General features: G+C 68.5%; 16 protein-coding genes and 3 pseudogenes. 12 read left to right on the plus strand and 7 right to left on the minus strand.

Going from position 1 to position 20,099, the window contains the following annotated elements:
* The first annotated feature begins 370 nt into the window (after nt 1-370).
* The 7 genes from FB563_RS42430 to FB563_RS43430 all read left to right on the plus strand — a co-directional run bounded on the left by FB563_RS42430 (nt 371) and on the right by FB563_RS43430 (nt 6,597).
* A complete protein-coding gene (locus FB563_RS42430; RefSeq protein WP_055705566.1) occupies nt 371-1,336 on the plus strand; it encodes a pirin family protein in 966 nt (321 codons plus the stop codon).
* Nucleotides 1,337-2,376: 1,040 nt separating this feature from the next.
* Complete coding sequence (locus FB563_RS42440; RefSeq protein WP_055705568.1) at nt 2,377-3,087, plus strand: class I SAM-dependent methyltransferase; 711 nt, start codon at nt 2,377-2,379, stop codon at nt 3,085-3,087.
* A 121-nt stretch (nt 3,088-3,208) separates the two neighbouring features.
* Nucleotides 3,209-3,802: a molybdopterin-dependent oxidoreductase gene (locus FB563_RS42445; protein ID WP_055705569.1), complete on the plus strand. Its 594-nt coding sequence runs from the start codon at nt 3,209-3,211 to the stop codon at nt 3,800-3,802.
* 22 nt (nt 3,803-3,824) lie between these two features.
* Nucleotides 3,825-4,532 carry an FAD-binding oxidoreductase gene (locus tag FB563_RS42450; RefSeq protein WP_234357697.1) on the plus strand — a complete coding sequence of 236 codons (708 nt, stop codon included), beginning with the start codon at nt 3,825-3,827 and terminating at the stop codon, nt 4,530-4,532.
* 10 nt (nt 4,533-4,542) lie between these two features.
* Nucleotides 4,543-4,833 carry a DUF6510 family protein gene (locus FB563_RS42455; protein WP_079048703.1) on the plus strand — a complete coding sequence of 97 codons (291 nt, stop codon included), beginning with the start codon at nt 4,543-4,545 and terminating at the stop codon, nt 4,831-4,833.
* Between the two features lie 206 nt (nt 4,834-5,039).
* Nucleotides 5,040-5,714 (plus strand): hypothetical protein, encoded by a 675-nt coding sequence (locus tag FB563_RS42460; RefSeq protein ID WP_142219298.1) that lies wholly within the window; start codon nt 5,040-5,042, stop codon nt 5,712-5,714.
* Between the two features lie 739 nt (nt 5,715-6,453).
* Nucleotides 6,454-6,597 (plus strand): hypothetical protein, encoded by a 144-nt coding sequence (locus FB563_RS43430; RefSeq protein WP_159045485.1) that lies wholly within the window; start codon nt 6,454-6,456, stop codon nt 6,595-6,597.
* Nucleotides 6,598-6,657: 60 nt separating this feature from the next.
* Here FB563_RS43430 and FB563_RS42470 read toward each other — a convergent pair.
* The 5 genes and pseudogenes from FB563_RS42470 to FB563_RS42495 form a co-directional block, all read right to left on the minus strand.
* Nucleotides 6,658-8,121: pseudogene (locus FB563_RS42470) on the minus strand (dihydrolipoyl dehydrogenase family protein).
* Nucleotides 8,122-8,235: 114 nt separating this feature from the next.
* Nucleotides 8,236-8,715: a carboxymuconolactone decarboxylase family protein gene (locus FB563_RS42475; protein WP_055705572.1), complete on the minus strand. Its 480-nt coding sequence runs from the start codon at nt 8,713-8,715 to the stop codon at nt 8,236-8,238.
* A gap of 303 nt (nt 8,716-9,018) precedes the next feature.
* On the minus strand, nt 9,019-9,483 hold the full coding sequence (locus tag FB563_RS42485) for a pyridoxamine 5'-phosphate oxidase family protein (RefSeq protein WP_055705573.1): 465 nt from the start codon (nt 9,481-9,483) through the stop codon (nt 9,019-9,021).
* Nucleotides 9,484-9,874: 391 nt separating this feature from the next.
* Nucleotides 9,875-10,783 (minus strand): NADP-dependent oxidoreductase, encoded by a 909-nt coding sequence (locus FB563_RS42490; RefSeq protein ID WP_079048704.1) that lies wholly within the window; start codon nt 10,781-10,783, stop codon nt 9,875-9,877.
* Between the two features lie 74 nt (nt 10,784-10,857).
* A complete protein-coding gene (locus FB563_RS42495) occupies nt 10,858-11,406 on the minus strand; it encodes a carboxymuconolactone decarboxylase family protein (protein WP_055705575.1) in 549 nt (182 codons plus the stop codon).
* 143 nt (nt 11,407-11,549) lie between these two features.
* Here FB563_RS42495 and FB563_RS42500 point away from each other — a divergent pair, with 143 nt between their 5' ends.
* The 3 genes from FB563_RS42500 to FB563_RS42510 all read left to right on the plus strand — a co-directional run bounded on the left by FB563_RS42500 (nt 11,550) and on the right by FB563_RS42510 (nt 14,321).
* The gene (locus FB563_RS42500) at nt 11,550-12,203 is read left to right on the plus strand and encodes a TetR/AcrR family transcriptional regulator (RefSeq protein ID WP_055705576.1); all 654 of its coding nucleotides are present in this window, start codon (nt 11,550-11,552) and stop codon (nt 12,201-12,203) included.
* 344 nt (nt 12,204-12,547) lie between these two features.
* Nucleotides 12,548-12,859, plus strand: a complete 312-nt coding sequence (locus FB563_RS42505; protein WP_055705577.1) for a hypothetical protein — start codon at nt 12,548-12,550, stop codon at nt 12,857-12,859.
* A gap of 544 nt (nt 12,860-13,403) precedes the next feature.
* Nucleotides 13,404-14,321, plus strand: a complete 918-nt coding sequence (locus FB563_RS42510) for an NADP-dependent oxidoreductase (RefSeq protein ID WP_055705578.1) — start codon at nt 13,404-13,406, stop codon at nt 14,319-14,321.
* Nucleotides 14,322-14,812: 491 nt separating this feature from the next.
* On the opposite strand, the pseudogene FB563_RS42515 reads toward FB563_RS42510, so the two are convergent.
* Together FB563_RS42515 and FB563_RS42520 are read right to left on the minus strand one after the other, a co-directional pair.
* Nucleotides 14,813-15,325: pseudogene (locus FB563_RS42515) on the minus strand (transposase); the annotation flags it as partial.
* Between the two features lie 130 nt (nt 15,326-15,455).
* Nucleotides 15,456-17,711 carry an RICIN domain-containing protein gene (locus FB563_RS42520; RefSeq protein WP_411573178.1) on the minus strand — a complete coding sequence of 752 codons (2,256 nt, stop codon included), beginning with the start codon at nt 17,709-17,711 and terminating at the stop codon, nt 15,456-15,458.
* A 319-nt stretch (nt 17,712-18,030) separates the two neighbouring features.
* Between FB563_RS42520 and FB563_RS44820 the strand changes: the two are divergent.
* Nucleotides 18,031-18,442: pseudogene (locus FB563_RS44820) on the plus strand (substrate-binding domain-containing protein); the annotation flags it as partial.
* Nucleotides 18,443-18,739: 297 nt separating this feature from the next.
* The gene (locus FB563_RS42530) at nt 18,740-20,098 is read left to right on the plus strand and encodes a beta-1,3-glucanase family protein (RefSeq protein WP_055705579.1); all 1,359 of its coding nucleotides are present in this window, start codon (nt 18,740-18,742) and stop codon (nt 20,096-20,098) included.
* Nucleotide 20,099: the final 1 nt, after the last annotated feature.

Consider the following 20,099-nt stretch of genomic DNA (forward strand, 5'->3'; position numbering starts at 1 on the left):
GAGGCTGAACTCGCCCAGTCCGTCGGTCCGTACTGTCGCCGGCACCTCACCACGCACACCGGCGGCGACCACCACCGCCCCGGTGACCGGCTCCCCGCCGTCCGCGGCCCGCACCACGTCGGCCGGCCCGGCGGTGCCGCCGAGCAACAGGTCGCTCGAGACCGGATGCGCGCCGACGACGACGGTGGCGGCCCGCGGGTGGCGGCCCGCGACGGAGGCGACGAGGACGTACGTCCCCTCCCCCGGCGCGTCGACGGTGTAGCCGCCTCGGCATGCGGCACCCGAATGTAAATCAGTTGATTGGCTCAACCAGGAAAACGCGTGTTTCCGCACTCACCGGTACGACGCCCGCCCCGCTAAGTTGGGCGCCATGAGCAATCTTGACCGCGCGCCCGTGCCCAGTGTCTGCGGCGGCCGCGGATTCGTCGTGGCCGAGCCCGTCCGCGAACTGCTGAGCCCCCGTCGTGTCCGGCTGGGCGAGTCGACCGAGGTGCGCCGGCTGCTGCCGAACCTCGGCCGTCGCATGATCGGCGCGTGGGCCTTCGTGGACCACTACGGGCCGGACGACATCGCCGACGAGCCCGGCATGCAGGTCCCGCCGCATCCGCACATCGGGCTGCAGACGGTCAGCTGGCTGCACGAGGGTGAGGTGCTGCACCGCGACTCGACGGGCAGCCTGCAGACGATCAGGCCCAGGCAGCTGGGCCTGATGACCTCGGGCCGCGGGATCAGCCACTCCGAGGAGAGCCCGCGCCCGCACGCCCGTTTCCTGCACGGCGCGCAACTGTGGGTCGCACTGCCCGACGAGCACCGCCACACCGCCCCGCACTTCGAGTACCACCCGGACCTGCCCACGCTCAGCGCGCCCGGCCTGACCGCCACGGTGCTCCTGGGCAGCCTCGACGGCACTCCCTCCCCCGGTACGACGTACACCCCGATCGCCGGCGCCGACCTCACCCTCACCCGGGGTGCCGACGTACGGCTGCCCCTGGAGCCCGACTTCGAGTACGGCGTCCTTGCCATGTCCGGCGAGGTGCACGTGGACGGCGTACCGGTGCTGCCCGGTTCCCTGCTCTACCTCGGCTGCGGCCGCTCCGAACTCCCGCTGCGCGCCGAGTCGGACGCCGGAGTCATGCTGCTGGGCGGCGAGCCGTTCGCGGAGGAGCTGATCATGTGGTGGAACTTCGTCGCCCGCTCCCAGGAGGAGATCGTACAGGCTCGCGAGGAGTGGATGAAGGGGGTCCGATTCGGCGAGGTGAAGGGCTACGACGGAGCTCCACTGCCAGCACCCGAGCTGCCGCCGGTGCCGTTGAAACCACGCGGAAGGGCGCGCTGACCTGGGAGTATCCGGTCTTCCGGTCAGGTAGGTTCGAGACGATCTCGGCGCCCGCCTCGCAAAGAGTATCTGTGGCGGCTAGGCCATCGGATGCTGCCGCACGGACGCCTCCGAGGGCATCTCGCGTTTCCAACGTGTGGGCATCTGAAGGCCGCTTTGGCCGGACGAATGCTGACCCAATGCTGACTTTACTGACAGGTAGTCAGGGCGGGGTCAAGCTGTGTGGTCGTCGCGTGGAGCCCGGCCTCGCGGATAGGTCGACTGCATGGCGCTGTCAGCCGATGCTGCCCTCGGGAGCCGATTGACCCTGGGGGCTAGTGATCGCATGCCGAACGCCCGGGGCGTTGTGAGAACCCAACAAGTTCAGGTGGAGTGGGAGGAACGTCGCCCCGCAGTCGGCGCGGAGACTACCCTCCACAGCACAGACGACTGGGCTGGCTCGCGACGGACTGACGACATGCATCGAAGATGGTCGCTTGCAACCGTCGACTTCTGCCCCTCCGGGGAACACCGTGTCCTGGCTCACGTCCCCTACAGCGAAGCCGCCGAGCGGTTTCGCATCTGGTTGGCCGAGGCAGCCCCTGCCGTGGCCGCCGCGGCCGGTCCTGACCGCTTGGACGGCCTCCCTGCCCAGTTCCGGCCAGTCATCGCGGACAGCAGCGGCGAGGGGCCTAGCACTGCTCTGAGCGAGCGCCGGGAGACCTGACAGCTGCAGACGCGACACGGTCACCCCGCACGCCCCATTGAAATGCCAAGTCCCCAACGATCAGAAGGGGCGTGCACGTGCGGATCGCTGAGCGATGATGTTCACAGAGTGACCGAGCATTTCGATGGGCACTTCGGTGGAATCCGGTATCGCCGCCAACGTCACCGCGATGTGAAGCACCACCCCAGCTGCAGCACTCGCTGGTGCGGTACCTGTCCGTTCTTCCCGATGGAGCACCGCCTCGCCCGTCGGCCTCGAGTCTGTCGCTGTCGGAAACCACCGCCGCACGGAAGGGGCGGCCCGCCAGAACCGAGATGAGCCACCACGCTGCGGTGTGAGCGTCGATGTCGTCCCGCACGTCGCCGGCCGCCTGGCCGCGGCGGTGCAGGTCGGCGAGCGTGTCGGCGAAATGCTGGTGGACCTGGCGCAGGGACGCGCCGAGTTCCAGGTCGTGGGCCCGCGCGGTCGCGTCGGCGAAGAGGAAGCCGTGTGCGCCGGGCTGGTGGAAACGGTCCATGTGGGCCGGGTCGAGGAAGGACGCGAGCACTTCGGGCACCGGGCGGCCCGCGTCCGCGGCCTGGTGCAGGAGCGCGGAGACCGCGTGGGTAGCGTGGTCCAGGGCCTCGCGGTAGAGGGCGGACTTGGAGCCGTCGACCAGCCGGACGCCTCCTACGACACGGTCGTCACCAGCCTGATGCTCCATCACCTGCCGGAAGACCTCCGGCCCACCGCCCTGCGCCAGATACACCGCGTCCTGCGGCCCGGCGGACGGCTGTTGGTGGTGGAGTTCCGCCCGCCGAAGAGCGTGATCGGCCGCCGTCTGGTGCACGGCGGAGCCGGGCACGCCATGGCCCACCACCGGGTGGATCTCCTGGATGGCCTCATCGTGGACGCGGGATTCGAGGTGAGCGGCCACGGCGACGTACGCCCCTGGCTGTACTACGGACTACGTACAGGCATGGCGCACGGGGCAGTGAGCAGCGCACACGGCAGCGACCGGGCGCCGACCACGTCGGGCCGGCGGGGAGGGCGACGTCCTGAGTGATCCATGCCGGGCATCGGCGATGGCCCAGCCGACTGTGTTGGTCGCTTCGGGGCGATGGCCACGGCGGGCACGAATGGTCACATCCGGTTAGCCTTCCCATACGAAGGGTGGTGAGTGACTCATGGTTACGCGGGGATTCACAGGCCGTCCTCGACGCACGGAAGGCGCGGTCCCTCCGGGGCAGTACGTCACCGACGACTTCCCCGTGCTCACGGCGGGGCCGACCCAGCATGTACCGAACCGGGCGTGGGAGCTGGTGGTCACTGACGGGACCACGGAGCGGACCTACGCATGGGAATCGCTTCGCGGTCTCGGCGTAGTGGACCTGACGACTGACATCCACTGTGTCACGCACTGGTCCAAACTGAGGACGACCTGGCAGGGCGTTCCGGTGGCGGCCGTGCTGGAGGACGCGGGGGTGGCCGACGAGCCCTACGCGCTGGTGTCCTCCTACGGCGGCTACACCACGAATCTCCTGGTGGAGGATCTGGTGGACCGCGACGCGATCGTCGCGGTGGGCTTCGAGGGCGGTCCCATCCCCGCCGAGCACGGCGGGCCGGTCCGGCTGCTGGTGCCGCACCTGTATCTGTGGAAGTCCGCCAAGTGGCTGCGCGGGATCCGTGTGATGCCCGAAGACGAGCTGGGATTCTGGGAAACCGCCGGCTACCACCACCGCGGTGACCCGTTCCTCGAGCAGCGTTACTACGGGAGCTGACCGATCAGCCATGCCACCGCGATTGCGACCTGTCCAAGGCTGGCGAACCGTCACCGTCGCCGGTACAACGCGTGAAACCGCCTCCGCGCGCAGCATCCGGTTCACCGTCGCCGACTGGCCGGGCCATGTGGCCGGCCAGCACGTCGATGTCCGGCTCACCGCCGAGGACGGGTACCAGGCCACCCGCAGTTACTCACTGTCCTCCGCGCCTGACGAGGCGCCGCAGATCACCGTGGAACGCGTGGACGACGGCGAGGTGTCCCCGTACCTGGTCGACATCGCCAGTGACGGTGATGTCCTGGAGGTCATGGGACCGGTAGGGGGCTACTTCGTGTGGGAGCCCGACGACGACGCACCGCTGCTTCTGGTGGCCGGCGGCTCCGGCATCGCGCCGATGCGCGCGATCTGGCGTGCCGCCCGCGCTCACGGCACCCCCGTGCGACTGGTGTACTCCGCGCGTACGGCCGATCGGGTCATCTTCGGCGACGAGCTGAGCAGTCCCGGCGGGCCGGAGACCACCGTTCGGCTCACCCGGGAACGGGCGCCGGGATTCGAGTACGGCCGGCTGAGAGCCGCTCAGCTGAGTGCGCTGCTTGGCTCCGGTGGCGTTCGCGAGCCGCGGCTGCGGGTTTACGTGTGCGGCCCGACCACATTCGTGGAGGACACTGCACGCGCACTGACCGACGCCGGCGCGGACACTGATCTGTTGAGGACAGAGAGGTTCGGATAGGAGCCCCGACGTGAACACAGAGGAAGACCCCCTCTCGGTGCATCCAGAGGACGGCCACGTGGACGGCAACGCCGTCGCCGGAGCGTTGTCGCTGGTCCTGGGCCGGGAGGCAAGCACCATCGTCCTGGAGTGCGCCGCGTGCGGCGATCGGCACCGCGTCGCCGAGACCCGGGTCTACCTGCGCTGTCCCGGCATGGTGGTGCGCTGCCCAGCGTGCTCGGAGTGCGAGGCGCTGCTCGTCGACCGACCCCGCGGGCTACAGCTCACGCTGATGTCGATCCGTACCTTGCAGCTGCCGTGACCCCCTGCCCCGCTGCATGGCGACCGAGAGGCCATACCAGGCGAACGTGCCGGTTGTGGTCGCGGGATGGGCGTGCTTCCCGGCAGTATCCGGCCCGCGCATCTCAACCGATGACCTCCCCCGTGGCAAGCTCTTCGTCGCACTCACTGCTGACAGCACCGGCGGGCCCTTTCAAACTCTTCGACGACTGAGGTCACACTCGGGGGATGAGAGAGCTCAAGGGTGTTGATGCCGGGACGCCGCATGCGCAATTTCTGGCGACCGAGCACTGGAGTTTGCTGGCGACGCGGAACATGACGTGGCAGGAGATCTTCAGCCGCACCGGGACGTATCTGACGGTGCTGTCGGCCGCGGTGGTGGCGCTCTCGCTGGTGGCCAACGCGACCCAGTTCGGGTCCGCATTCACGACGTTCGCGTTGCTGGTGCTGCCAGTTGTCCTGCTCGTCGGGTTCGGGACGTACTTCCGCCTGATCGAGGCGGACATCGAGGACACCTGGCTGATCATCGGCATGAACCGGCTGCGGCACGCATACGTCGAGCTCGCACCGGAGCTTGAGCCGTACTTCATCGCGAGCCACCACGACGACCCGCCAGGGATCTGGACGACCTACAGCTTCCGCCGCCGGCTCGGGGTGACGCAGTGGCTGTCCGGCTCACCTGTGGTCGTCTGCGTCATCAACTCCGTCGTCACCGGCGTGCTGGCCGCGGTCGTCTGCGAGGCCGCCGGCGCCGGGGACACCCTGCGGAACCTGGTCGCCTCCGCCATCGCCATCCTGACCGCGGTCGTCCTCGGGTTCCTTGGCCTCCGCAAGGTGCACGAGGTCTCCCGCAGCTATCGGCCACGCTTCCCCAGTGACGAAGCACGACGGTCGGCGGGTTGAGGCGGCCTGAGCCCTGGTAGTCGGCCGCATCGTCGGCGTCCCGCAGATCGAAGCGCCGACCGTACGGGGGCGGTCAGGGACGTGACCAGCGGCTCGAGGTGCTGGTCGGCCGCCAAGGCGCGCGAGGCGGTGGTGGAGACCACGCTGCTCGGTCACGGTCCAGGAACGGGCCCCGGCAAGCCGCTCGACCTTCCTCGCCCATGCCTCGGCCACAGCCCGCGGCACCCGCGGCGGCCGCCGCCTCCACCTGCGCATCTTCGCTACCTGGGCCTGGCGGCACGATCTGATCTGCGCTTTCGCCCGCCTCATGGTCACCCGCGCGTCGGATCCCTAGCGCGGTGAGGGGGCCGGCTGAAGCCGAAGGGGTCGTGCCGCAGTCTGTCGACGCGTCTATTTCGGCACTGCCACGAGAAATCTTCTCGTCGCCGAGGAGCGCGCGGGGGTGCGACACCACGTACTGCTGTCGATTGTCGGAATCGACCGGGTCACAGGCGGTACGGCCCACTACTCGGGCTGTGAGGATGATGGCGTGTCGTTTCGGCCGCGGCCTGACTCGTACTCTGGCTGGCTGCTTGTGCCTTGTGTTTGATCTGTCGGCCCGGCCGGAGCGACGCGTACGGCCACCGGGCCGGCTGAGTGTGTCCCGATAGGGGCCTTGGCCTGGGAGGCACCGTCACAGTCCTGACCGCTCCACCGACCGGCTCCGGCCATCGGTACCGCGTCGTCGAACAAGAGCACCGTGACCACCCTCAACATGCCCCCTTCCTTCCGTGCCGTCCAAGCTGCCGAGGCTCCGGCCACGCCGCCTTCGGTGGTGCCCGGCGTAGACACCCACAAGGACGTGCACGTCGCCGCCGTCCTTGACCACCTGGTGGGCTGCTGAGCACGGGGGAGTTCCCAGCCACCCTGGCCGGGGGCAGGCGGGGTGTCAGGTGGCGGTGGTCTACGGCGTCTCCTGATCGCGCTGGTAGGCGGCGAGGAGGAAGAGCCAGATCTCGCTGACGGTGGGGAAGGGGGCGATCGCGTGCCTGAGCCGTTTGAGCGGGATCTCGCCGGCGACCGCGATGGTTGCCGAGTGCAGGAGCTCGCTGACGCCGGGGCCGACGAAGGTCACTCCGAGGAGGACTTCCCGGTCGAGGTCGACGACCAGCCGGGCGTGGCCCTGGTAGCCGTCGGCGTAGAGGTTGGCGCCCTGGGCGGCGTTGAAGTCGCGGTCGACGGTCTTGATGCGGTATCCGGCGCGCTCCGCCTGTTCGGCGCTCAGGCCCACCGCGGCCGCCTCGGGGTCGCTGAAGAAGACCTGGGCTACGGCGTGCTGGTCGGCGGTGGTGGCGTGGTCGCCCCACGGCGTGTCGTCCAGCGGGCGGCCGGCAGCGCGGGCGCCGATGGCGTCGCCCGCGGTCCGAGCTTGGTATTTGCCCTGGTGGGTGAGCAGGGCACGATGGTTGACGTCGCCGAGGGCGTACAGCCAGTCGCCGTCGACCCCCTGTACCAGGCAGGTGGTGTCCACCTCCAGCCAGGAGCCGGGGGTGAGGCCGACCGTGTCCAGGCCGATGTCGTCGGTGGCGGGGGTGCGGCCGGTGGCGACCAGGACCTCGTCGGCCTGAAGCTCGCCGCCGTCGTCGAGGGTGAGGGTGACCGGGCCCTGCGGGTCCGGGCGGCGCAGGGCGGTTACCTGGACGTCGATCCGCACGTCCGCGCCCGCCTCGCCCAGTCCCTGGGCGACCAGTTCGCCGGCGAAGGGTTCCATGCGGGGGATCAATCGGCGGCGGGCGAGCAGGGTGACCTGGGCGCCGAGGCCCTGCCAGAGAGTGGCCATCTCGATGGCGACTCCGCCGCCGCCGATGATGGCGAGGCGGGCGGGCACGGTGCTGGAGTCGGTGCCGTGCCGGTTCGTCCAGGGACGGGCCTCGGCGATGCCTGGGATGCCGGGCAACGCCGGTCGGCTGCCGGTGGCGATGGCCACCGCGTGCCGGGCCGTGAGGGTCTGTCGGGCGCCGTCGTCACGGGTGACGCTGACGCGTCGGGGCCCGTCGAGACGGCCGTGGCCACGGAAGAGGTCGGCTCCGATGGACTTGAGGAACAGAGCCTGTCGTGAGTCGTCTCAGTCGGAGACATAGCGGTTGCGGCGGGCGAAGACGCCCCCGGTGTCGATCCGGCCGGTGACGGCCTGCCGGGCGCCGTCCACGCGGCGTGCGTCGGCGACCGCGAGGACCGGCCGCAGCAGCGCCTTGCTGGGCACGCACGCCCAGTACGCGCATTCACCGCCGACCAGCTCCCGTTCCACGACCGCTACGGAGAGACCGGCGGCACGGGCGCGGTCGGCGACGTTCGCACCGACCGGGCCCGCGCCCAGCACGACCACGTCGTAAGGGACGTCTGTGGGAGTTTCGTGCGGTTCGCTCATGTTCTTCCTCACAATCCTGGAAGTGCCTGACGACGGTCGAGGCGGTGCTGACGCCGCCCCTCGGCTCTGGTCGCGGATGCCGGGGGGCTCGTCGGCCAGGCCGGGGCGCGCCGGTCAGCCGTGGGTGTGCGGGCTGACGACCGGCCATTCGTTGTCGGTATCGGCGAGCACGTTGAAGTGGTTCGTGGGGATGTTCAACGCCGGATTGCCCACGATCTCGGCGATCTCGGCGTCAGTGACGCCCGCGGCCCGGGCAGCCTTGAGCTGCGTCTCGCCGATGTGGCCGCGGCCGCGGGCGTCGGACAGGGCCGGCAGCGCGGCCCCGTGCGGGCCGGCGGACTCCGCGTGGCGGGCACGCTCCGGATCCTCGGCGTCGACCTCGGCGACATGCGCCCCTATGCAGGTGTGGGCGGAGAGGCAGTAGGTGCAATTGTTGTACTCCGCGGTGGCGATCGCCAGCCGTTCCCGGACCGGGGCCGGGATCAGGTCCCCGGTCCGCCGCGGGGGCAGGGCAGCATGCTCGCGGCGATCACCAAGACCGGCGGCCGGCCCGTCTACCCATGGCCGAGCGGGCTGTCCGCCTCGGAGAACCACAGGTCACACTGGGCCGGCTCGCCCGGCCGATACGTCGTCGGGGACACCGGGACCACCGGCAAACACGCCGGCCCGAGCTCACACACAACACGTTCCTTGAGGAACCGTCCTCCCCCGCTGCCAGCCGATCCGCTCCACAATCACCGTCGCCGGCATCGTCGGCGTCTCCCGCAAAAGCTTGCGGATCTGCACCCTGACCGCGTCCGCCGCCGAGCCCTTCGGCGGACGCTCGTACTCCGGCGGCCGGCCGGCGCAGACCACGGTCTGCGGCCGGCCATGCGGGACAGGTGGTCCGATGTCGCATCAAAGGTATGTCACACCGTAGTTGGCGGCCCACTCATGCTTCAGGTCATCCTCGTTCGCGTGCCCGAACGTGTACGCGGGAGAGTCCACCCGCAGCACCCGGTCCACCCTGATCAGTACGGCCTCGTGGCACGGGTAGATGGGATCGCCGTGGGTGTTCAGCACCCACTGGCGGGACCAGTCGTACACCGGGTCGCCTTCCCCGCGGATCTCGGCCGTTCCCTTGAAGCGGTAACCCCGCCGGAGCAGGAAGTCGATCACGTTGACCTCAACCAGCGGATTGTGCCGCAGGTTCTCCACCGTATTGGGCGAGGCCATGTTCATGAATACCAGGTGATCGTCGTCGTAGACGCGCACGGACCCCTTCGGGGAGAGGTTCGGAGAGCCGTCCTCGCAGACCGTCGCAACGAACGCCAGCTTGGCGCTGGTGACGATCTGCCGCATGTCCTCAGTGATTATTCCCATCGCTCCTCCAACCTTTCCTGCCACGTCTGCGTGCCCCACCCTCCTGGGCCGTCACGACGCAGCCCTTTTCGAGTGCGCCCACAACAGGCCGATGGCCTGGTCCGCCGAAGCCCCGGCGCTCGCTCCGCGCTGTTGCGCGCCCTCCCCGGTCGCGTTGGGCGCCCGTGTCCGCCGACACCCCGGTCAGTCATCACATCCGCGCGGACGGCCGTTTCGGGGACCGTGTCCCGGAGCCCGACCGGCGGTCGGCCTCCACGGTGCCACCGTGAGCCGGACCGACCGCCTGATGCGCGCCGGGCCTGGTGGGTACGGCCGCGCACGCGGCCGTACCGTGTCCGGCGGGTGCCATGAGTCGGTGTCAGGACCGGGCGACACCCCGCGCTGGACGTGCTCAGGTCAGCACGAGCTTCTTGCCACCGGCCTGCCCGGCGGACACCCGGGCGAAAGCGGCCGGCCCCTCATTCAACGGGAGCGCTTCCACGTTCTGCTTCAGCTTTCCCTCCACGACCGCCTCCGCCAGATGGGCAAGCTGAGCGGCATCAGGCCGGACGTAGAGATCCGTACTGGTGATACCACGCTCCCCCGCCGGCGCGTCCGAGGTCAGCGACACCAGACGCCCACCGTCCCGCACCAGCGACAGCGCGGCCCGAGCCGTACCGCCAGCAGCGATCAGCACACCATCGAACCCACCACGAACCCGACCCGCCCAATCCGGGTCGTGGTAGTCGACGACCGCCAACGCACCCAGACCACGCAGGCGCTCAGCAGCCGAAGCGGACGCCGTCACCGTCACCTCGATCCCTCGAGCAGCAGCAATCTGCAACGCCAGCACACCGGTCGCCCCACCACCATTGGTGATCAGAAGCCGCTCCCCCCGGCTCAGCCCCAGCACCTCCAGTGACTGGTACGCCGTGAGCCCGGCAACCGGCAGCGCCCCCGCCTGCACCGGATCCAGCCCCGCCGGGCAAATCGCAGCACTGGCCGCAGTGATCAGCACCCGCTCAGCCCAGAAGCCACTGCCACCGGGCAACGGGGCCTCATGCGCAAGCACCCGGTCACCGACAGCAAAGCCCTCGACATCAGGACCCACAGCCACAACCCGGCCCACGCCCTCCACACCCAGCGCCGCCGGCGGACGCAGCCCCACATCCCAGCCCGCACCGTTCAGCAACCGATCCCACGGACCGACACCGGCCGCCTCCACCTCCAGCAGAAGCTGACCAGCACCAGGAGCCGACGGCTCAGGCACCTCCAGGAGGACGACGTCCGCATCGGGTCCCGACACTCCGCTTGCCTTCATGGTTTTCCCTTCACTCGGTCCGGCCGACGGTAGGTACAGGTCGGTCGCGATATCTTCAGTCGGGGGTTTCGGCGTCAGCTGGACATACCGACCGAGCTGGCGGAGGGGATGTCGATGTCGGTCTGGTTGACGTTGTTGAGAAAATTGGTCAGCAGGGCCTGCACTGCGACCGTGACGATCGCCAGGATCTGCGGGTCGGTGTAGCCGGCGCCGCGCACAGCCGCGAGGTCTGCGTCGCTGACTCGCCCGCGGCTCTCGACCACCCGCTGAGCGAAGCGAGCGGCTGCGGCGCGCTTGGGGTCCACCGAGCTCCCGGCGCGAGCCAGGTCGATGTCGTCGCTCGACATGCCGCTGAGTTCGGATGACACGTACGTGTGAATCGCCAGGCAGTAAGCGCAGCCGTTGACCTCCGAGACCGCGAGCGCGATGGTGTGCCGCGTCTTCGCGTCCAGAACGCGACTCATGGTGCTCTGCAGCGTCACGACGGCGTCAAGAACGGTCGGGTTCGACGCGATGGTCTTGAACATGTTCGGGACGAAGCCGAGCTGTCCGCCAATGTTGCCGAGGATGCCTTGCGCACCCGCGGGGACATCGTCGGAAGAGGGAACGTTCAGTCGTGCCATAGCAAATCAACCTCCGGTAGGCGTGCGAGCAGTCGCCGAGCCCAGGTCGGGTCGAACATTTTTTGGGCTAGGCAGCCCACTTCTCGGAGCTAACACAACCCATCACTGGGCTGTCAAGCCCACTCTGCGGTATGGTGCGACGCATGGAAGCCACGACACGAGCTCGGGTGCCTCGCAAGCTCACGGACAAGGGCCAGGCGACGCGTACCCGGATCCTGGAGCATGCCGCGGAACTCATCTACACGAACGGAGTCCACGCGACGAACAACGAGCAGCTCCGTCGCGCAGCCGGCGTCAGTGGGTCACAGCTCAACCACTACTTCCCGACCAAGGAGAGTCTCGTCCTGGCAGTCATCGCATGGCAGGCCGATCGCGTCCTCGCATTCCATCGCGATGAGCGATTCTCCTCCTTCGAGGATTTCGACGCATTTCGGGAGTGGGCGGATTTCTACGCCGGCTACGAGCGCGCCTACCAGGAAGGCTGCAGCCTCGGCTCCCTCGCGAGCGAGATCATCAAGACCGACCTTGACGTCCACGATGAGCTCGCGAGTGCGTTCGATCAGTGGCGGGACATCTTCCGCGACGGGCTCCAGCACATGCAGCAACTCGGCCGCATCAGCACTGACGCGGATCCGACGCAGCTGGCCAATCTGCTTCTCTCCGCATTCCAGGGCGGCAGCCTCCTCGCTCAGGTCGCTCGGGACATCACACCGCTGAGGGACGCGTTGCAGGCAGCCATCGATTACGTGCAGACCTTCGTGAGGTCTCCCGAAGTCGACGTACTGCAGGTTCGCTAGCCGGCGACGGTCTGAGAGGGCCCATCGAAAATCCGAGTAGACCCGCAATCGACCACCGTCGACCCCGTCTTGACGCCGACTCCGGCAGACCATTGCGTCCCGCACCGTCCTGACAACGTGCGGGGGAATAGCTATCACCGCTGCTCTCGCCTGATGCAGGACCTCGACGATGGGAGACCGTGCCGACGGGCAGCGTGTACCAGACCAACGGTCCGCTCCCGCGCCCTTGTGCCCGGCAGGTGCGCAGGACACGGGGATCGAACTCGCGGAGGACATCGGAGGAAGCCCCCCCAAGCGGAACACGACGCGTTCACGGCAAGGAAGCCTCCGACCGCCTCGCCGAAGTGATCTACCTCCCCTCGCTGGGCGACCTCGACCCGGTGAAGAAGGCCGCCAACCGCTACAGCGAACTGTTTGCCCTCGCCGAGCTCACGCCTGCCGCAGATGCCCACTGCGTGACCGCAAACGAGATTGACGAAGTCGTGGCGCTGCACGGGCACCCCATCGATCTGCTCCGCAAGTGGATGGACGACAGCCAGCGGCTCCAACAGGGCGCCAACGAGTTCATTCCCCAGATGCGCAGCTGGCTGGACGGTAAGCACCTGGAGGTCAAGGTCAAATTGCGCCTACGGACGATGCACAAGAAGAAGACGTGAGTGCCCAGTGCCCTGGGGCCCTGTCCAGCGGGTCGTGCCACAGACGCGGGGCTTGGGCCGCACATCTGCGCCAATGGCTCACCGCTGCTTTCCTGTGACGCGATCCGCCGAACAGGCCCCTAGCCACCGGTACGCGGCCCTCGGCACTCTCGGCAGAGAGCGGCCAAAGGGCACGGTCATGTTCGTGACTGGATGGCTGGCCACGGTATAAGACACCGCTAGAAGCCGCAGGTCACGGCAGCGTGACAAGACACGGAAGCGGAGTCTCTACACCGAACCAGTTGGGTCTTACGGCTGATGTCGTCATCGCACGAGCCGTGTCGTACCGATGCCATATACGACATCGCCGTGAGACTAGCGCGTGGGTGGGTGCTGCCGCCCTGGGTGTGTGGTGCTCGTCGAGCCCGGTTGGACTCGACGCGTTTCAGTGGTCCATCCGTCTGTGGTGACGGATCTTGTTGCCGTTCCACTGTGGGCTAATCAGCCCACTCCATGGCTTGGGCGGCGCACAGAGCCGGCGAGCACGAGATATACGGAGGCGCCAGTGAAGGCAATCGTCGCGACGGATCCTGCCGCGGAAGCAGCCGGGATCACACTCGCGGAGCGGCCTGAGCCGACGCCGGCGATCAACGACGTCGTCGTTGAAGTCCATGCGTCGGGCTTCGTCCCCGCGGAGTGGGAGTGGCCCTCGACGTGGGTCGATCGCGCCGGTCGCGATCGGGCCCAGGCGATCATCGGCCACGAGTTCGCCGGAGTGGTCACCTCCCTCGGCTACGGCACGACAGGGCTCTCGGCGGGACAGCGGGTGTTCGGGATCACGGACTGGCACCGCGATGGAACCCTGGCCGAGTACGCGGCCGTGGAGGCACGCAACCTGGCGCCGCTGCCGGGGAACGTCGACTTCACGGTGGGTGCGAGCCTGCCGATCTCCGGCCTGACCGCATGGCAAGGTCTGTTCCAGCACGGTCGTCTTCAGGCGGGGCAGAGCGTCCTCGCACACGGCGCCGCCGGCGCAGTCGGGTCTGTGGTTACCCAGCTCGCCCGGGAGTTCGGCGCCTACGTCATCGGTACCGGGCGGGCGGCGGACCGCCAGGCGGCGCTCGACTTCGGCGCGAACGAGTTCCTCGACCTCGCCACCGAGGATCTCGACGACATCGGCGGGGTCGACGTGGTCTTCGATGTCATCGGCGCTGACATCCAAAGGCGCTCGGCGAGAATCATCCGGCCTGGCGGGACGCTGGTGTCGGTGGTCGGGCCTGTTGAGGCTCGCCCTGTCGACGGCTTGGCGGTCGACTTCGTCGTCGAGTCCGTTCCGAGTCAGCTGGTGGAGATCGTCGACCGGGTGCGGGACGGGCGCCTTCGCACGCACATCGGAACCGTCGCGACCCTCGACGACGCCGTCCCTGCGCTCAACCCGACCGAGCGGCGCAAGGGCAAGACCGTCATTCGCGTGCGCCCCTGAGCGCCATGGAATGGGTCAACAGCGGCGGTGGGGTGGACGACCGGCCGACCTGCCCGGTGTCGGACGAGGAAATGCCACGGACTTGAGACTGATCATGGTGACACGGCCGTGAGACAACCAAGAAAGCCCAGGTAAAAGATCGACATGTCGTACGCGGCGAGATCCTACAAGAGTGAAGCCAGTCGCTCTGCCATCCAATCGAGCACCAGAACAGCCAGCGTGGACCCCACTCAAACCTGGCTGGTATCAGCGCAGGGACGACCTGACTTCGACGACGGGGTCTGTCAAACGAAGGGTGTAACCAGGGTGGTTGGGTTACTGGCGGGCTGCTGAGAGTCGGCCGTCGAAGGTGATGTCGAAGGCGTTCAGCGCCGTCTTCCAGCGCATGGTCCAGCGGGCCTGGCCCTTGCCGGTGGGATCGAGCGACACGATAGCCATGTAGACAGGCCCGCGGACACTTCCCGAACGAGCAGGCCGCCCTGAAGTGCCGAGTCCAGAGGGCGGCTCTGCCATTCGGCCATGCCCTCGAGGACCTTGTCGGTGATGGTGGAGATGGTCTGCCGGGAGACCTCGGCGCCATAGACCTCCGCAAGGTGGGCCTGGACCTCACCGGTGGTCAGGCCCTTCGCAGCCAGCGAGATCACCATCTCGTCGACGCCGGGCAGGCGCTTCTGCCGCTTTCTGACGATCTTCGGCTCGAAGGAGCCGTCCCGATCGCGGGGCACGGCTATCTCCACCGGCCCCACGTCGGTCAGGACGGTCTTGGAGCGTTTGCCGTTGCGGGAGTTGCCACCGTCCTTGCCCGCCGGATCGTGCTTGTCATAGCCGAGGTGGTCGGTGATCTCGCCTTCGAGACCGGACTCCAGGAGCCGCTTGGTCAGCTGCAGCCCCTCTGCCTGAGCCCGGCTCACCAGCTCGTCGATCAGCTCGTCGTCCACGGCCTTGGCCGACACAGCCGCCGCCGACTCGCCGGCCTCGTGCTCGGCCACGTTCTCACTGGTCATCGATGCATCTTCCATGATCGGGAGTTGCACCGAACGATTTACAGTCCCTGCCCGGCCGGTCTGCCCGGCCCACGTCACCCGCACAGGGCACGGACAAGTTGCACCCTGTGCCGTCGGGCCGTTGCCGGACTTACGGATAGCTCACCAGGTACGCCACGTTGCTGCTGGGGGTTACCTGGTTGCCGGTGTTGTCGATGACGTGGTTGATGGTGCCGTCTCCACCCAGGACCGTGGTGACCATGCTGTGGAACTTCACCGCTGACGTGGTAGGCACCTCGATGGCGTGGCCGAGGACGACGGAGGGGTTGTCGCGGAGGTAGGCGTAGACACCCACACCCCACGCCTCGTGGGAGGTGACCGAGTTGGCGACCTTGTAGGAGGCGTAGCCGAGGTCCCCTCCGCTGGTGGTCCAGCCGGCCTGATCAGGCACGTCGTAGGGGGTCTCGCTCTGGTAGAAGTACGTGCGGCCGCCGTTGCCGTTCCAGGTGGTCTGGTACTTCTGGTAGTGCTCGACCGCCAGGCCGTACATGGTGACGTTGTTGCCGTTGACGATCAGTCCGCCTGCGGCCGGGTTGGTCGTCCAGCCGACGCCGTTGGTGTGGTCCGCGCGCCACAGCCAGAGGTCGTCGCCGATGACGTCGTTGCTGTTGATCACCAGTGACTGGGTGGCCTTGCCGGCGATGTCGCCGCCGATGCGGAAGAACACGTCGTGCAGCACGATCGGGTCGGCGGTGTGACGGGCGGTCGAGCCGGTCGGGCCGACCTGCATGAGGGTGTTGGAGTTGGTGGTGTTCGCGCTGATCAGCAGGCCGGCGATGTCGATGCCGTCGGCATCGGCGGTGGTGATCGCGGTGACGCCGTTGTCCGGGACGAGGGTGGCCAGGCCCAGGCCGAGGACGACGGTGTCGGGGCGGGTGATGTCGAGCGGGGCGGACAGGTGGTAGACGCCCGGGGTGACGATCAGGTTCTTGCCGGCGGCGAGCGCGTTGTTGATCGTCGTGGCGGTGTCACCGGGCATGACGATGTAGAACTGGCTGATCGGCAGCGAGGTGCCCGGGGCGTTGCCGTTCGTCCAGTCGGGGCCCTGGACATTCGTGCCCACCGAGGGGACGAACACCTGCCAGTTGCCCGAGCTGTCGACGTAGATGAACGGCTTCTCGCGCATCACGGGGCTCTGGGCGACGGTGGTGTACTGCGGATTGGGGAAGCTGGTCGCCGGTGCGCCGGTGTCGCCGACGAAGACCATGTTCCAGTTGTGCCCGGTCCAGCCGCCGTTCATGGCGGTGTCCTGGGTGAGGAACTGCTGCTGGGTCCCGGAGTTGATCTGGCCGGAGACCCGCGAGTCGCCGATGTAGCCGCCGCTGGACCAGTTGGTGCTGGTGCCGTGGGTGTCGTCCCACAGCTTCATGCTGCCGTGCACGTCCATGCGCCGGAACGGGTCGGCCTGCGAGACGGCCCACATGGTGCTGCCCGAGCCGGGGCTCACCGACATGTTCTCGGCGTCGCGCCAGAAGTTCTGGGTGGCGTTGCCGTCGCTGGTGTGACCCTCGACGTGCACGCCTCCGCCGGTGATGGACACCTGGTCCGGTGACAGGCCGAGTCCGGCGACCTGGGTGTAGTAGCCGACGGGTATGTCGACGTTGTAGGTGCCGGGGGTGAACAGCAGGGCGTTGCGCTGGGTGCCGAACTCGTTGTTCTGCTGGGTGCTGTAGACCTGGTTGATCTTCGACTGGATGGTGGACGTCGGCATCGACGGGTCGAACACCGTGACGTTGGGGCCGAAGTCCGGGGTGCCGGCCGGCGGGGTGATGCCGGCGGAGAGCGAGAAGGACTGGGCGGCGGTGCCGTTGCAGGTGTATTGCTGCAGCTGGACGCTGTCGGCGGTGGACGCGGACGGCACGTCGAGGCACTTGCCGCTGTTGCGGTTGACGAAGTGGTACGTGCCGGAGGCCTCCGCGACCGGCTGCCACTGCTGGTTGGCGCCGCCGCCGTAGAGCCACAGCTGGGTCGGCGCGCCGTCGGCGGTGGAGACGCCGGTCTCGTCCCAGACCTGGTCCGGCGCTGAGGCCACGCCGATCCGGTAGTAGCCGCCGTCGGTCGGGGTGAACTGCCAGGACTGCGCTCCGGTGCCGTTGCAGGCGTACTGCTGCACGGCTGTGCCGTTGCCGGTGGCACCGCCGCTCGCGTCGACGCACTTGCCGCTGCCTGCGTTGACGACGGCGGTGGGAGCGGTGGGGATGCTCGCGGCGGCGGCACTCGGGGCGGTAGCCAGCGCGATACCGGCGGCGGCCGGCAGCAGGAAGGCTGTCGTGAGGGCGGCCGTGCGTCTGCGCCGGCGGGGTGCGCGGTCGCGCGCGGCGGGGACGGCGGCGGGAACGTCGGTCACACGTTTCTCCTTGGTCGCGATGTGGGGGCGCGATGCGGATCGGACGCTAGGGGCAGCCCGCCCCGCCGTCAATACATCAAAATATAAGGCGTGAATTATCTTGGTCATCGGCGGGTTCGGTGAGGGCCCCCAGGGAGGTGTGGTCCGCCGCGTCCCGTGGCTGGGCCGACCAGGGACAGTGTCGGATCGGCCCTCTTGGGGCGAGGCGCAGAACCGGGGATCGTCGTGCCCGGGTACATCGAGGCGCGACGGAGTCCTTCGCGGACACCCCGGCCGCTGCCCGCACCCTCGGCACCCTGCTCGACGCGGGCCTCAGCCATGCGGCCCCTTGGACGTAGCGGCGAGCCGGGAACACCTGGCCGGGTTCCGCGACACGCTCGCCCGTCACGGCCGCCCGTACGTCCCACTCGCCGAGGGCGGCTTGACCCTCGACAGCGGTATCGCGGCCATGTCGGACTGCTGGACCGCCACCCGGACACGGACGGCGTGTTCGCGGCCAACGACCTCATGGCCCACGGCGCCTGCCAAGTGCGGCGCCGGCGCAGCCGCCGGGTGCCCGAGGACGTGGCCGTCGTCGGCTTCGACGACTCGGTATCGCCGTCACCTCCCGTCCTCGACTGACCACGTCCGCCGGCCGGTTGAGGAGAGGGCGGCGGAGCTGACCCGCTTGCTCGACGAGCACACCCAACGGCGCACTCACAGACGCGACGCCGGTCGTCTCCGAGCCCTGACTTGTGGGTCGCGAGTCGGCATGACGGCGCGGTCAGGTCCGTACCGGATGCGTCAAGGGATGTAAGCAGAGCCCGGCTTGGGCTGATCGCGCGGCCGGAAGCCGAATGCGCCGGACGCACCACACGCGACACCTGTGGCGAGATCAGTGCCGTGTCGTCGACAGAGCCGCAAACCCGACTGATTTCGGCTTCAGTTGTTGACGGCTGACACCGGTAGGACTACAACCCGAGAGAGCGCTCTCATGTCTGCTGTTGCTCCATCCCCACGCATGCCGGACCGGCTTGAGGAGACCCCACATGCAGAGTTCCGCCGGCGCACCCACCCGCAGACCGCCGGTCGGCGCCGCACGCCCACGCGCGGCCCTCGGCCTGGTCGTCGTCCTGATCGCCGCCTGCTTCGCAGTCCTGGCACCGACGCCCGCGCGCGCCGCCGACCAGTTGCTGTCCCAGGGCAGGCCCGCCACCGCCTCCTCGACCGAGAACGGCTCCTTTCCCGCAAGCGCTGCGGTCGACGGCAACACAGGCACCCGCTGGTCCTCTGCCTTCTCCGACCCGCAATGGCTGCGGGTCGACCTCGGATCCGTCCAGCAGCTCAGCCGTGTCACCCTGAACTGGGAGGCCGCCTACGCGACCGCCTTCCAGATCCAGACGTCCACCGACGCCAGCACCTGGACCACCGTCTACTCCACCACCACCACCACCACCGGCGGAACGCAGGACATCGCCATCTCCGGCAGTGGCCGCTACGTCCGCCTCTACGGCACCGCGCGGGGCACCCCGTACGGCTACTCCCTGTGGGAGTTCCAGGTCTACGGCCCCGGCGGCACCACCCCGCCGGACGACTTCTGGGGCAGCACCAGCGACATCCCCCCGGCGAGCAACGCCGTCGAGGTGAAGATCCTCAACCGCACCAACGGCAAGTACCCCGACAGCCAGGTGTACTGGAGCTTCAACGGGCAGGTGCACTCCATCGCCGAGCAGCCCTACCTCGACATGCCGGCCAACTCCGCGGGCCGCATGTACTTCTACCTCGGTTCGCCCAACAGCCCGTACTACGACTTCATCGAGTTCACCGTCGGCAACAACGTCTTCAACGGCAACACCACCCGGGTCGACGCCTTCGGCCTCAAGCTGGCCATGCGCCTGCACAGCAAGGACGGTTACGACGCCGAGGTCGGCGAGAACCGGCAGACCTTCGCCGAGGACCGCGCCACCACCTTCCAGCGCTTCACCGACGCCGTTCCGGACCAGTTCAAGGTCCTGGCCCAGACCCAGGCCCCGTACCGGATCATCGCGCCCGGCAGCGACCCCAGTTTCCGCGCGGGCGGCGCCAACGCGAACTACTTCGCCGCCTACGCCCAGTCAGTGGGCGTGAACGCGGCCACCTCCGACATCTTCGGCTGCGCCGCCTCGCTGGCGGGCAACCCCGACATGTGTGCCGCCCTCAACCGCCACGTCGCCACCCTGCCGGCCTCCCAGCAGTCCGACCCGGCCCAGTTCTACAAGGCGGCACCAGCCAACTACTACGCCAAGTTCTGGCACGACAACGCCATCAACCACCTCGCCTACGGTTTCCCCTACGACGACGTGGCGGGCCAGTCCTCCTTCATCTCCCACGCCGATCCGCAATGGCTCCTGGTCGCCGTCGGCTGGTAGC

The organism is Streptomyces puniciscabiei (genome assembly GCF_006715785.1).
In the GTDB taxonomy this organism is placed as follows: domain Bacteria; phylum Actinomycetota; class Actinomycetes; order Streptomycetales; family Streptomycetaceae; genus Streptomyces; species Streptomyces puniciscabiei.

What these genes read in the sequence shown, in the direction of transcription:
- FB563_RS42445 (WP_055705569.1), top strand. Translation starts at nt 3,209, where the DNA reads ATGGTTACGCGGGGATTCACAGGCCGTCCTCGACGCACGGAAGGCGCG.
- FB563_RS42490 (WP_079048704.1), bottom strand. Translation starts at nt 10,783, where the DNA reads ATGAAGGCAAGCGGAGTGTCGGGACCCGATGCGGACGTCGTCCTCCTG.
- FB563_RS42530 (WP_055705579.1), top strand. Translation starts at nt 18,740, where the DNA reads ATGCAGAGTTCCGCCGGCGCACCCACCCGCAGACCGCCGGTCGGCGCC.
- FB563_RS42495 (WP_055705575.1), bottom strand. Translation starts at nt 11,406, where the DNA reads ATGGCACGACTGAACGTTCCCTCTTCCGACGATGTCCCCGCGGGTGCG.
- FB563_RS42500 (WP_055705576.1), top strand. Translation starts at nt 11,550, where the DNA reads ATGGAAGCCACGACACGAGCTCGGGTGCCTCGCAAGCTCACGGACAAG.
- FB563_RS42460 (WP_142219298.1), top strand. Translation starts at nt 5,040, where the DNA reads ATGAGAGAGCTCAAGGGTGTTGATGCCGGGACGCCGCATGCGCAATTT.
- FB563_RS42485 (WP_055705573.1), bottom strand. Translation starts at nt 9,483, where the DNA reads ATGGGAATAATCACTGAGGACATGCGGCAGATCGTCACCAGCGCCAAG.
- FB563_RS42430 (WP_055705566.1), top strand. Translation starts at nt 371, where the DNA reads ATGAGCAATCTTGACCGCGCGCCCGTGCCCAGTGTCTGCGGCGGCCGC.